The following is a 14241-nucleotide window of genomic DNA, read 5'->3' on the forward strand; positions in this document are numbered from 1 at the left end:
TATTAGATTTTTTTTTCACCATCATCAACAACCACTTAAGTATCAATATTATATCTGACCCATACGCACTTCTAATTGTAACCTGGAAAAAAGGAGTCAGGAGCCAGGAGCCAGGAGTCAGGAGTTAGTAATTAATACTTAGTAAGCTTTAAGAATATTTTAAGTTATTTAAAAATACAAAAGTACTTAAAAAAATCTGAGTACTTCTACTCAAAAAAACCTAGGAATTTTTTGTGTAATATAAACAAAATATACTGACTCCTGAATTCTGACTCCTGACTCCTCTTCATAATACTATTTGACGTGCGAAAAGTGGGTTATATCATTGCTAAACAATAGTTGGTCGAGAGTTTCTCTATTAGCGCACTAAACGACTTATAATCAAGGGGAAAACACAGTAATTATCTCTCAATTATCCCTTTGTCCCTAATTGTCAACCAACTAAAACTTACCCATTCTGGCTATTTAGCTAATCAAATGAGCAAGTTTTAGCAGTAATGAGTAAATATTTTTCAACTGTATTTAGCCCTCGCATCTTTATCACTCATTTACTTGTGGATGAATAATGAGTAATGAGTTTTGAGTAATGAGTTTTGAGTAAGGAGTTTTGAAGTAAGAAGTTTTGAAGTAAGGAGTAAGGAGTTTTGAAGTCTTGAAGTCTTAAAGTCTTAAAGTAAGAAGATTTGAAGTTTTGAAGTAATGAGTTAAAGAATTGATCCTAACCCCCTTAAAAATTGATTCTCGCCTGTTGGCCTATTTAGTACTTTTTTAGGAGTGCTTTGGTCTAAGTAATAAATAAGTAAAAGATCGCCTTTTAGTTCTATAATTTTTATAAGGCGATCTTTTTCAGGAGATTTTTTATTATTAGGAATATTAAAAAAGAATAATCACTTGCTCCACCTGACTTGATTACGACCTTGTTTTTTTGACTCATATAAAGCATTATCCGCCTGATTAATAATTTGTTCTAAAGAAAATTTATTCATTTCATAGGTAGAACCACCAAGACTAACAGTTACAAAAATAACATGACTATTAATTAAAAACGGTTCTTTATCTATTACTTGTTGGATAGTATTTGCTATAACTGAACCTACTTCAGCAGATGCCCCTTGTAATAAAATAATAAATTCTTCTCCACCAAAGCGTGCAAAGCAGTCTGACTCAGAGATAATTTTTTGAGTTCTAGCGACAAATTCTTTTAAAACTAAATCTCCAACATAGTGACCATAGGTATCGTTTATTTTTTTAAAATGGTCTAAATCTATGATAATTATTGAAAAAATAGTGTTTTTAACTTGAGCTTGATTAAATATTTTCTCCGCATATTCCAAAAAGTAACGCCGATTATAAATACCTGTTAAAACATCTGTTTCGGCCATTTGTTGTAGTTGGGCTAAAGCTTGTTTCAATTTCTTAGTTGTGTCTTGTAACTTCAAATGAGTTTTGACACGAGAAAGAAGTTCCACTCGATTAAAAGGTTTAGTCAAATAATCAACAGCTCCCATAGCAAAAGCTTTTGTTAAGTCTTCTATTCTACAGCTTGCTGTTATGAAAATAATTGGGATGTCTTTTAAGTGAGGAATATTTTTGACTAAGTTACAATATTCAAAGCCATTGATATGAGGCATCATTAAATCTAATAATATTAAATCTGGAGAAGTTTCCTTGGCTTTTTTTAACCCTTGATTTGCATCTGTACAAGTGATTGTTCTGTATCCAATTTCTTCGACAATATATTGTAAAATTTTCAAATTATCATCATTGTCATCAATAATTAAAATTAAAAAACTTTTAGGACAAAAATTTTCCATATTAAAAGTTAGTTTTAAAACTACGTTGGTCTAGACTTAATTGATTGAAACTACATTATAAATTATATTTTTTGATTCTCTTGTTTCTACTTTTTTGACTAGATTGTTTTTTATTAATGCAAATCATTTTCTTATTATAAGTACTAACGAGCCGTTGAAGCAAATATGCCCCTAACTCAGATAGGCTTTTGAAAACATCATTTAAGCGATCGCTACAATACTCACTAGTTACTCTTTGGATAACTATTATTGCCAATAAAGTAGCTTTTGCAGTTTTGCCTTTTAATAGTAATATATTTTACTTGAAAACAATCTACTTATAAATCTATCTTCTGGGGTAATTTCAGTATGTATAATAAAAGACTATTTGTAAAAAAAGTATAAAATTAAGGGAGCTAAGGTAGTATACTAGCAAAGTTTGGGAGAAATGATCGGATTCTACAAACTCCAAGACTCAATTCCCATAATTCTTTTAGTAATGCTTATGTCTGTTATTGGACATTGGAAATAAAACTTGATAAAGACCTTCTCAAGTCATTTAGTTTTCTTCAAATTCATTTTTTTCAACTGCATCAAAAAACAAGTCTACATTTCCAGACCATTGTATAGGTGGTAACAAAGAGGCTTTGGGATCTTCTACTAACTCACGATACTTCTGTTTTAGATCTCTTACTTTTGATTTAATTTTTAATCCTAGAGAATAACTAATAATTGATACTAACAATTGTCTGTCGGTATTTTTTGCCATAATTTTTTGTGTAGAGGGATTCCAAATCACTCTTACCCATGGTGGTTGATCAATATCCATATTCACATTGGTCATAATCGCTTCAATAGTATCCTCCATAGGTTTTCCTTGAATTAAAGCTAGTTTAATTACTTCTGCGATAATAAATTGACCTATAGGACGAGCAAAAACATTACCTCCGGCTATTGGTTTTCCTGAATCATCCAAAGCTTGTAATTTTTGTGAATTGATGCGTTTACGAATATCTCCTGGTTTTTTCTTGCCGTCTAAAATACTTGTAAATCCTGGACATTTTTCTAACATTAATATCCACAGCTTTTCTAAAAAGTTATAGTATTCGTCAAGAACATCTTCAGAAGGTCTAAATTGCTTAAAGTTTTTATCAATCTTGAACCCTCCATCATAAGCACTAAGTAAAATTTCATTAGTATCATATAAAGCAGAAATTGTTGTTATATAGGGGTCGTGAGACTTATTAGGTGATATTTGTTTAGAGCCTAATTTAGTTAATACTAAACCTTGAAGTAGTTTATTTTCTTTAATTAATCTGCGAGTAACAATTGCTATGGGATCATCTTCATCGATAGCAATATTTAAACCTAATGAAGTTGGTTTAGCCCGGCGATTAAGTGTAGAAAACAATCTTCTCGTTCTTTCTAATCCTTCTTTAGTTTGTTCATGCTTAAGAATGATTACACTAATTTCTTCCTGAGCAAGATCTGGATTTTTAGCAAGGGCTTCTTGTATAGATTTAAGTCTATGCTGTCCATCCAAAGCATAGTAAATTTGACTGCCATCGAAACGTAATAAACCAAAACCATAACTATGTCGATCTTGATCATCTATTAATTGATGTTCAGCTACTCGAACTGCTGAAAATTCCGGTTCTCCCCCATAAACAGCTACCACTAAAGCTCCGTAAAAACGTTGAGTTTCATTCAAAAGATACGGTACCATTTCCTTTTGCACACGGTCTTGTATTGCTCGTTGAATTAAATCATCTAAATCTTTATGTGCATGAATTTCGTCTGCAAGTCTACATTCACGAGCTATTTTCCCAAGTTTCATCACTGTTACATAATATTCCCAATCCCCCATACGGGCTTTTAAGGCGGGAACATAATCAGCCATTAATGTCCTCCTCAATATAATTTACATGTTATCCAAATTAAGCACTTGTTTCTAAAACTGCTTGTTCTTCCCGCTTTTTAAACTCTTCTAATTGTTGTTGAATTTCTCTACGTACGATTTCGCGGTATTCTAAAAAATGTTCATTATGAGCACAAACAGTAAGATAATGCTCCCAAACCGGAGTATTATGTTTAATAATACTAAAAAGATGATGCCAAAACTGCCAACGGGTACTTCTTTTAATCCCTTGGCGCCAAATAACTATAGCTAATGCTTTTAAATCAATCAATTCTGGTAATTTAAAAGGTGTTTTGGCCCGAGGTGCCCCTAATTTAAGAAAACAGCGATAGGTACGATTCAAAAAGGTATGGGAGTCGTATAATTGCCAAAAGGCTTCTATATATTCTTCAGCAATTTCATCAATGGTACGAGTAGGCACAAAATTCATCAAAGTACTCTGATTAATATCTTGTCTGCCACCAGTCCGTAATCTTCCCTCTTTTTCTAATCTATCCCACAAAGCAGTATTAGGAAGTGCTTGTAACATACCAAATAGAGCTGTAGGTATAGCAGCTTCTTCTACGAACTGAATAATCCGACTAGCGGTTCCTTTTTTCTCCCCATCAAAGCCAATGATAAAACCTGCCATGGGTCTTAAACCTGCTTTAGTTAAAGTATCAATAGTTTCTGTCAGGGAATTGCGAGTATTTTGATATTTTTTCGTTAATTTTAAGCTTTCTTCGTCTGGAGTTTCTACTCCTAAAAACACTGCGTCAAAATTACAGTCTACCATCAACTCCATTAATTCAGGATCTTGAGCTAAATCCACAGAGGCTTCAGTGTTAAAACGAAAGGGATATTGATGTTCTTGTTGCCAAATTTTTAATTCTTTGAGTAAAAGTTTAACATTACGTTTATTACCAATAAAATTATCATCTACCATAAATATTCCTCTACGCCATCCCAATTCATAGAGGTAGTCTAGTTCTTTTAAAAGTTGTTGAGGAGTTTTGGTGCGAGGTTTGCGTCCGTAGAGAATGATAATATCGCAAAATTCACATTGAAATGGACAACCACGAGAAAATTGTACCGACATGGAGTCATAGGCGTCTAATTCCAGTAAATCGTAACGGGGTATTGGTGTTATGGTTACATCTGGTTTTTCTGAACTGCGAAAAACACCATGGATTTCTCCCCGAGAAATTGCTTCTACAAATAGAGGCAGAGTAATTTCTCCTTCGTCTAGTATCAAAAAATCAGCTTTAGATACTTCTTCTGGTACCGAGGTGGCGTATGGACCACCCACAGCTACTAGTTTACCTCTGGCTTTGGCTTCCGCTATTTGATTGAGTAAATCTACTTTTTGCACAATCATGGCGCTACAGATAACAATTTCAGCCCATTCCCATTCCTCTTCGGTAACAGCACGAATATTGCGATCTACTAGTTTAAATTCCCAAGTTTGGGGCAAAATGGCCGCAACTGTAATTAATCCTAGAGGAGGTAGCAATACTTTGCGGTTTACTAATTCCAAAATTTTATCGTAGGACCAAAAAGTTGGCGGAAATATAGGATATATTAATAAAGCTCGCAAGTATACCTCCAGTTTTTTCACTTTCTTCTTTTTTGTTATAGCAGTTTTCAAGAAAAATAGTTACCTTGTACAGAGTAATTAATCTAAAATCAGCGATATCTTCTTTGATCTACCAAGCTGCATACTAATTACTTATTGAGACAATTAACTAAGTAATTATACTTAAAAATTAACTTACATATTTTAAAAACCTTATCAAGTAATAGTTTCAGCTTTTAAGTAACTGTAGTAGTTTTATTCAAAGCGGGAGGCGAAGAATTGATTTTAATAGAAACTTTTGAGGCGATCGCCTAGATTTAAATCTCTGTCATTCTAACTTCAAAGTATCAAGTTTTATGTCTGATGATGAAAAATTTTTCTATATAGACTGCTTTATCTTATTTTTAACTAGGATATATAACCGGATTTAGTATTAAATTTTACCAATGAAGTTCTGAAAGTAATAAATTTTAGCTTAAATGATTAGAATTAATACTTGTCAAGGGTTATTTAAGTGATTACACTTAAAAGATTATATTTAGTTAAAAATCAGTATTTTAAAAAATAATCAAAAAGTTTTTAGGTATTAATTCTGTCGTTAAGAAGAATTAAAATTAATAGAATAATTTTAAATAAGTTGAGAAATATTTAAAATTATAAAAATTATGATACAAGAAAATAACCTTCAAAATAATACAGCATCATCGACAGAAAAAGGATGGGAAGTAATGCACCCGGGGGGAGGAGGACAAGTACAAGGAATATACTTTGACCCAAATATCGAAGGGAAAATGTTCTTCAACTCAGATATGGAAGGGACAAGTATTAGTTGGGATGGAGGAAACAGTTGGACAAATACAGGAACAGATACACAAAAACACCTGATGCAATTTGTGACAACCGTAGACCCAAAGAATAGTAACAGAGTGTATAACGGGGGATTAGCAGGATTAGAAATATCCAATGACGGAGGCTTAACTTGGGAATATGTAGATTTTTTTGCGAATCAGGGGAATAGAGGGTCAGTAGCAGCGATCGCCGTAAATCCCAAAAATACTCAACAAATTTTTGTCGGTCATGGCTGGCAAAATAAAAACAAGAGACAACTAGACACAGTCAATCAAAGAGAAACAGGACAACGAGCCCTAGCCTATTCCTTAGATGGAGGAACAACTTGGCAAACCTCAGTTTACGAAAAATTCAGCGGCAATAAAAATACCTATGATGTACAAGTTCATCCAGAAACCGAAAAGATTTACATAAGTTCTGAAGCAGGAATTTATCAAGGAAATCTCGATGATAATTTCAACGGTTCATCAATAAGTTGGACTCGTATCCAAACACCAGAAGGGGCGACAAGAGTATCAAGAGGCTTAACATTATCAGCCGACGGGGAACATATCTATGCAGTCTATGAAATGCAAGATGGCAACTATGGGCTATTTGGTAGTGAAGTCGGGCAAATATCCTGGCAAAACTTAACTAGTAACCTTCCTAAAGATGTGAGTTGGTGGAGACCAAGAGTAGATAGTCGTGACCTAGGAGACACACATCACCTTTTATTAGGAACCAGAGTAGCTGAGGCTGCCGGATTGCATGAAGCCGTAGTCTCCTGGAATAATGGACAAGCATCCTTAAGTGAAAATTGGCGCAAAATCTTTAATAAAACTGCCGGAACTAAATGGAATTATGACCCAGGTTGGAAAGAAACCAATCCCAGAGTAGGACATTATGGTTATACCCCCGCCAGTTGGCAGGAGCGAAAAGTTTGGACGAGTAGTGATGAGGGAATTTACGAAGGCAACCCCGAAGGAAACATTTACACCGATTGGGAACCTCGTTGGACCAAAAAATTAGCCGATGGTACCTATCAAAGCCGGGGATTTCAATCCACATTTAATTGGTCAATGGATGGAATAAATAACTTTGTAGCCCAAGGACAAGCAGACAATGGATTTGTCTATAGCTTCAATGGTGGTAACAGTTGGCTTCAGGATAACAAACCAGGAAGTGATATTGGAGCCATAGAAATAGTACCTGCTAGTCAACCTATTTTACTTACGGGTGGGGCCTATGTCTACGGTGGTGGATGGCCTGGTAGCAAAGGTTCTTTGTATGCAAGAAAATTAAGCAGTGATACCAGTAAATTTGTCAGTCGGTGGATTTTAATTGGGGGGTCCAACGGGGGTATAAATGGATTAGATGAGAATAAAGGAGGAGGTCCGAGAATTTATAGTATTGCCTATGACCCCTTTGAACCGAACGAGATTTATCTAGGAACAGAAAAAGGAGTTTATTTTCATTCAGACCTGGGGAGTTTAGTCAATGGTAACAACCTGGAAAATTTTGAGCAACTGAATATTTCTGGACAAAATGTCTCGGTGAGAAAAATCATGCCAGATCCCAATTACCAGGACGTACTATATGTCTTGCAGAATAATGGCACTTATCGAGTAGAAAATGCTGGGGAAGCCGGACAAAATTGGTCGAAGATTAGTTCTTTTCGTGCCGTAGGAATGTCAGGAGGAGACCTAGCTGTATGGGATAATGGCCCTCAAACTTATATTGCCACGGGAGATGACGATGGGAATGTATTTATAGCAGATACTTCCGACGGCTTAGACTCTACTGATGATTTTGTCAAAGTTTTAGATTATCAACAGATTTTAGCAACCCGGAGGCCAGAATTAGAGCCTTGGTTTGAACCTAACGATAGCATTGGCATTGGTTCAATTGCTGGGAAAGGAAATCAGATTTTTGTCGCCCTTAATTCAGAAGGTAAACATGGTTATGGAGTGTTGAAAGGAGAAATCCTAGACAATAATCAAGTAATCTGGGAAGATTGGACTAATTCTGGAACTGATAGCGAAATGAAATATTCTCGTTCTCGCCGCTCCGAAATTTTTACTACGGGTGGTCAAGAGTATTTATATGTAGCTAGTAGTGGCATGGGTATGTGGCGTCGTGAGATTAATGATAATAGCTCAATTGAGGAGTCACAGCTTCCTCCTCAAGAGGAATTAGAGCAATCTTCTCCAATTCCACCCTCGACTAGTAGTAATCAGGTTTTGTACCGAGTGAATGCAGGAGGTCCAGAGATAGCTGCTCTTGATGGAGATATTCCTTGGTCAGAAGATACATTAAATAACAACAGCACATTCCTAATTAAGCCAGGTAACAATAAAACATATTCTTCTTCCTCAGTTATTGTGGGAACAACTTTACCTCAAAATACTCCCGTTGATATCTTTAGAAATGAACGCTACAATAGTAGTACATCAGCAAATATGGAGTATGCGTTTGATGAACTTATGCCAGGTAAATACGAAGTTCGATTATTTATGGGTAATGCCTGGCATGGGGCTAAAAATCCTGGAGAAAGAATATTTGATGTAGCCATAGAAGGAAGTGTACCAAGCAATCTTGATAATGTTGACTTATCGAAACAGTTTGGTCATAACATTGGAGGAATGATCAGTAATGTTGTCAATGTAACCGATGGAATTCTTAATATTGAGTTCTTGCATCAGGTACAAGATCCCTTAATCAATGGTATTGAAATTCTTCAATATTAATTCTCTTTGGCCTAAATTATGCTTAACAACTTAAAGCGGGGTGCAATAAACTTACTCAAAATTGCCAGCAAAAGCGGAGAGCGCCTCTCTTGGCCATTTTGTGGTCAATAATCTTGAGTTATTGGTCTGAGTAAAACCTGTCACTAAATCCCTGAAGAATCCACCTTAATCTCACGACGCCACATGCCCATACCACTACTAGCTACATATAAATACTCTTGACCACCCGTGGTAAAAATTTCGGAGCGACGAGAACGAGAATATTTCATTTCGCTGTCAGTTCCAGAATTAGTCCAATCTTCCCAGATTACTTGATTATTGTCTAGGATTTCTCCTTTCAACACTCCATAACCATGTTTACCTTCTGAATTAAGGGCGACAAAAATCTGATTTCCTTTCCCAGCAATTGAACCAATGCCAATGCTATCGTTAGGTTCAAACCAAGGCTCTAATTCTGGCCTCCGGGTTGCTAAAATCTGTTGATAATCTAAAACTTTGACAAAATCATCAGTAGAGTCTAAGCCGTCGGAAGTATCTGCTATAAATACATTCCCATCGTCATCTCCCGTGGCAATATAAGTTTGAGGGCCATTATCCCATACAGCTAGGTCTCCTCCTGACATTCCTACGGCACGAAAAGAACTAATCTTCGACCAATTTTGTCCGGCTTCCCCAGCATTTTCTACTCGATAAGTGCCATTATTCTGCAAGACATATAGTACGTCCTGGTAATTGGGATCTGGCATGATTTTTCTCACCGAGACATTTTGTCCAGAAATATTCAGTTGCTCAAAATTTTCCAGGTTGTTACCATTGACTAAACTCCCCAGGTCTGAATGAAAATAAACTCCTTTTTCTGTTCCTAGATAAATCTCGTTCGGTTCAAAGGGGTCATAGGCAATACTATAAATTCTCGGACCTCCTCCTTTATTCTCATCTAATCCATTTATACCCCCGTTGGACCCCCCAATTAAAATCCACCGACTGACAAATTTACTGGTATCACTGCTTAATTTTCTTGCATACAAAGAACCTTTGCTACCAGGCCATCCACCACCGTAGACATAGGCCCCACCCGTAAGTAAAATAGGTTGACTAGCAGGTACTATTTCTATGGCTCCAATATCACTTCCTGGTTTGTTATCCTGAAGCCAACTGTTACCACCATTGAAGCTATAGACAAATCCATTGTCTGCTTGTCCTTGGGCTACAAAGTTATTTATTCCATCCATTGACCAATTAAATGTGGATTGAAATCCCCGGCTTTGATAGGTACCATCGGCTAATTTTTTGGTCCAACGAGGTTCCCAATCGGTGTAAATGTTTCCTTCGGGGTTGCCTTCGTAAATTCCCTCATCACTACTCGTCCAAACTTTTCGCTCCTGCCAACTGGCGGGGGTATAACCATAATGTCCTACTCTGGGATTGGTTTCTTTCCAACCTGGGTCATAATTCCATTTAGTTCCGGCAGTTTTATTAAAGATTTTGCGCCAATTTTCACTTAAGGATGCTTGTCCATTATTCCAGGAGACTACGGCTTCATGCAATCCGGCAGCCTCAGCTACTCTGGTTCCTAATAAAAGGTGATGTGTGTCTCCTAGGTCACGACTATCTACTCTTGGTCTCCACCAACTCACATCTTTAGGAAGGTTACTAGTTAAGTTTTGCCAGGATATTTGCCCGACTTCACTACCAAATAGCCCATAGTTGCCATCTTGCATTTCATAGACTGCATAGATATGTTCCCCGTCGGCTGATAATGTTAAGCCTCTTGATACTCTTGTCGCCTCTTCTGGTGTTTGGATACGAGTCCAACTTATTGATTTATCCTTGAGATTTCCTTGATAAATTCCTGCTTCAGAACTTAAGTAAATCTTTTCGGTTTCTGGATGAACTTGTACATCATAGGTATTTTTATTGCCTTTGGTTTTTTCGTAAACTGAGGTTTGCCAAGTTTTCCCCCCATCTAAGGAATAGGCTAGGGCACGTTGTCCCGTTTCTTTTTGATTGACTGTGTCTAGTTGTCTCTTTTTTTTATTTTGCCAGCCATGACCGACAAAAATTTCTTGGCTATTTTGGGGATTTACGGCGATCGCTGCTACTGACCCTCTATTCTCCTGATTCGCAAAAAAGTCTACATATTCCCAAGTTAATCCTCCATCATTGGATATTTCTAATCCTGCTAATCCCCCGTTATACACTCTTTTACTATTCTTTGGGTCTACGGTTGTCACAAATTGCATCAGGTGTTTTTGTGTATCTGTTCCTGTATTTGTCCAACTGTTTCCTCCATCCCAACTAATACTTGTCCCTTCCATATCTGAGTTGAAGAACATTTTCCCTTCGATATTTGGGTCAAAGTATATTCCTTGTACTTGTCCTCCTCCCCCCGGGTGCATTACTTCCCATCCTTTTGCTGTCGATGATGCTATTTGTAATTCATTTGCTGTGAATACTTTGGTCTGACATCCCACAGACACAACAAGAATTACTCCCATAATTAAATTACAACAAAATTTGAAAATCATTAATTTTTTCTGTACATATCTTAAATTTAAAAATTGTCTTAATCTTTTCCTAATTTCATTAATATAAATCCTAATTTTGAGTCTATAGATACATTTTTTTAAAACTTGAGTCATAGTTTTGTCTTTTTCCTCCCCAGATCATCTTAATTTAGCTATGGGTCGCTCACTCAATCTAATCGTAAAATTTTTCTTAATCATCTTGGCAATGCCATGACATTATGATAAGATGATATCACCAATTATTTTATAATACAGATTTTAGAGAAACAGCCATTAAAATAAGTTTAAAAAATTAAAGGGAGTGTTTTCCTCATTTTACCTTTTTCAAATCCATAAAACTAAATTTTCTCCATGAGGAAAACACTTTAAAAGTTTTTTGTATATATTTTTGATAACTTAAGAAAGTAACTAACTTTATAGATATGACTGAAAAAACCATTTTAAATGTGAATAATAAAAGTTTACCTAACTTTGTTATAGCGGGTGTAGTTAAAGGAGGTACAACTTCTATATACAGTTATCTTTCTCTTCATCCAGAAATATGCTGTTCCTCGGTAAAAGAAACTTGTTTTTTTTCTTTTTACCGCTACAATCAGTGGGACTCGCGTTATACAGGAACATACACAGGGGCAATAGATCCTTATCAACAATACTGTCAATATTTTTCTCACTGTCAAGGTCAAAAATATATTTTAGAGGCTACTCCTGGATATTTTGAAGGTGGTGCTAAATTAGCTAAAGCTATTGAAAAAACACTGGGGAATAATATCAAAATATTGATAATATTACGTAACCCTATAGATCGCTTTTTATCATTTTTTAAATATAAGAAAAGTATGACAGAAATAGATAAAACAGTAAGTATAAAGGAGTATATAGAAACATGTAAAAACATGCCTCTTGAAGAAAAATTAAAGCAAGAAAACGATACTTATTGGGGTATAGACGGAGGATTCTATGCTAATTATCTCGGTGACTGGTTTGAAATTTTCGATGAGAATCTGAAAGTAGTTTTTTTTGATGAGTTAAAAGAAGATCCAAAAGCACTTTTGAAAGATATATGTGAATGGTTAGAAATTGATGCCAAGATGTTTGATGAGGCTGAATTAACAGTGGAAAATAAAACGGTAGGGTATAAAAATAAAAAGTTACAAAGAATAGCATTAAATATTAATAATAGATTTGAAAAGTTTTGGCGATCGCATCCCAGAATTAAAAAAAACTTAAGAGATATATATCAGATTATTAATAGTCAATCCTATAAAGATAAGCTTAGCGACGATGACTATGAATATCTTAATTGTCTATACACTCCATACAATCAAAAGCTTAAAGAACAGTTAGTTCAAAAAGGTTACACGAATCTACCTGATTGGCTTGTATAATAAATAAATAAATAAAAAAAATATGAATACCTCTAACACATTAAATCCTATTTTCATTGTTGGTAATAGTCGTAGCGGAACCACAATGGTTGGTAGAATTCTAAATTGTCATCCAGAAATATTTACTTTTGACGAACTTCATTTTTTTGAAGAAATGTGGAATCCCGATCAAAAAAAGATAGAAATCTCTTCAGAGGAAGCATCTAGGATTTTTGCAAGACTGTTAAATACTCAACGCAATGGTTATTTAAGTAAAGGTAAAGATGAAGATTTTTTAGAAGAAAGTAAACAGATAATTGAAAAGCTACCTCAACCTTTGTTTCCAGTGTCTATTTTTGCAAGTTTTCTTAAATATGAAACTCAACTTAACCAGAAAAGTCGGCCTTGTGAACAAACACCACAAAATATTCTTTACATTGGTGAGATTTTAGAAGCATTTCCTGAAGCCCGTGTTCTTCATATAGTTCGGGATCCTCGTGATATTTTATTATCTCAAAAAAGAAGATGGAAACGTCCTTTTTTATCAGATAATATTCCCAAAAAAGAGAGTATACGCTACTGGATAAATTATCATCCCATCACAATCAGTAAACTCTGGCATAGCAATATTAATTCAGCTAAACAATTTGTCGAAGATGATCGTGTACAAGAGATACAGTTTGAAGATCTTGTATTAAACCCTAGAGAAAAAGTTCAAGAAATTTGTTCTTTTTTAGATATTTCTTACAGCGACAATCTGTTAGAAGTTCCTCAAATCGGTTCTTCTAATACTCAGGATTACGTAGAAAAAATTGGTATTGATAAGACTAAAGCAGAAAATTGGCGTAATGGAGGGTTAAACGATGTAGAGATTTTTTGGTGTCAGCAAATTAATGATTCTTTAATGGAACAATATAACTACCCGATAAAATCTGTTTCTCCTAACTTTGCTAGTGTAATTGTGAGTTTAACAGGATTTCCTCTAAAGCTGGTGTTAGCAATATTCTTTAGTTTGAATAGAGTACGTAGTTTGCGATCGGCAATTATGAGGCGATTAAAATAGTTTTTAATTGGATACAATTTAGCAGCAAACGCCAAGACTCACATCTTGCATCTATACCTAATGTTACTGGTGGATGAATAATGAGTTTTGGAGTAATGAGTAATGAGTAATGAGTAATGAGTTTTGAAGTCTTGAAGTAATAAGTAATGAGTTTTGAAGTTTTGAAGTAATGAGTTAAAGAATTAATGCGATCGCGCTTAAAAATTGGTTGACCGCGTATGGGCGGTCATCTATCGCCCCGGATTTTAAATCCGGGGAACGGATGACCTTTGCTACGATCTTAGACTAAAGAGAAATGAACTTTTTCTGAGGTTAATTTAGTACAGACGTACTGGTGGAAGATGTGAGAAGAGAGCCTATAATTCTTCTGATTCAGATTCCAATTGTGGTGGGGCTAAATACAGTTGAAAATATCTACTCATTACTGCTAAAAGTTGCTCATTTG

General features: G+C 35.3%; 7 protein-coding genes. 3 read left to right on the top strand and 4 right to left on the bottom strand.

Translation table 11 applies throughout. The annotated features are described in order from the left end of the window. Nucleotides 1-887 precede the first annotated feature (887 nt). The 3 genes from MW688_RS13615 to MW688_RS13625 all read right to left on the bottom strand — a co-directional run bounded on the left by MW688_RS13615 (nucleotide 888) and on the right by MW688_RS13625 (nucleotide 5287). Nucleotides 888-1814, bottom strand: coding sequence for a diguanylate cyclase (locus MW688_RS13615; RefSeq protein WP_486736556.1), 927 nt, complete (start codon nucleotides 1812-1814; stop codon nucleotides 888-890). Nucleotides 1815-2352: 538 nt separating this feature from the next. After that, on the bottom strand, nucleotides 2353-3693 hold the full coding sequence (locus MW688_RS13620; RefSeq protein WP_486736557.1) for a DNA sulfur modification protein DndB: 1341 nt from the start codon (nucleotides 3691-3693) through the stop codon (nucleotides 2353-2355). 37 nt (nucleotides 3694-3730) lie between these two features. Continuing rightward, nucleotides 3731-5287, bottom strand: a complete 1557-nt coding sequence (locus MW688_RS13625; protein ID WP_486736562.1) for a B12-binding domain-containing radical SAM protein — start codon at nucleotides 5285-5287, stop codon at nucleotides 3731-3733. Nucleotides 5288-5931: 644 nt separating this feature from the next. Here MW688_RS13625 and MW688_RS13630 point away from each other — a divergent pair. Continuing rightward, entirely contained in the window at nucleotides 5932-8841 is a 2910-nt protein-coding gene (locus MW688_RS13630; RefSeq protein ID WP_486736558.1) for a malectin domain-containing carbohydrate-binding protein, read from the top strand. A gap of 143 nt (nucleotides 8842-8984) precedes the next feature. Here the strand turns inward: MW688_RS13630 and MW688_RS13635 are convergent, their stop codons facing one another. After that, on the bottom strand, nucleotides 8985-11369 hold the full coding sequence (locus MW688_RS13635; protein WP_486736559.1) for a beta propeller repeat protein: 2385 nt from the start codon (nucleotides 11367-11369) through the stop codon (nucleotides 8985-8987). Between the two features lie 422 nt (nucleotides 11370-11791). On the opposite strand from MW688_RS13635, the gene MW688_RS13640 reads away from it, so the two are divergent. Both MW688_RS13640 and MW688_RS13645 read left to right on the top strand, forming a co-directional pair. Further along, entirely contained in the window at nucleotides 11792-12754 is a 963-nt protein-coding gene (locus MW688_RS13640; RefSeq protein WP_486736560.1) for a sulfotransferase family protein, read from the top strand. A gap of 22 nt (nucleotides 12755-12776) precedes the next feature. After that, on the top strand, nucleotides 12777-13796 hold the full coding sequence (locus tag MW688_RS13645; RefSeq protein WP_486736561.1) for a sulfotransferase family protein: 1020 nt from the start codon (nucleotides 12777-12779) through the stop codon (nucleotides 13794-13796). Nucleotides 13797-14241: the final 445 nt, after the last annotated feature.

This window comes from Johannesbaptistia floridana, from assembly GCF_057440575.1.

Excerpts from the sequence above, each read along its gene's own strand:
- MW688_RS13615 (WP_486736556.1), bottom strand. The coding sequence starts at position 1,814 with ATGGAAAATTTTTGTCCTAAAAGTTTTTTAATTTTAATTATTGATGAC.
- MW688_RS13620 (WP_486736557.1), bottom strand. The coding sequence starts at position 3,693 with ATGGCTGATTATGTTCCCGCCTTAAAAGCCCGTATGGGGGATTGGGAA.
- MW688_RS13630 (WP_486736558.1), top strand. The coding sequence starts at position 5,932 with ATGATACAAGAAAATAACCTTCAAAATAATACAGCATCATCGACAGAA.
- MW688_RS13635 (WP_486736559.1), bottom strand. The coding sequence starts at position 11,369 with ATGATTTTCAAATTTTGTTGTAATTTAATTATGGGAGTAATTCTTGTT.
- MW688_RS13640 (WP_486736560.1), top strand. The coding sequence starts at position 11,792 with ATGACTGAAAAAACCATTTTAAATGTGAATAATAAAAGTTTACCTAAC.
- MW688_RS13645 (WP_486736561.1), top strand. The coding sequence starts at position 12,777 with ATGAATACCTCTAACACATTAAATCCTATTTTCATTGTTGGTAATAGT.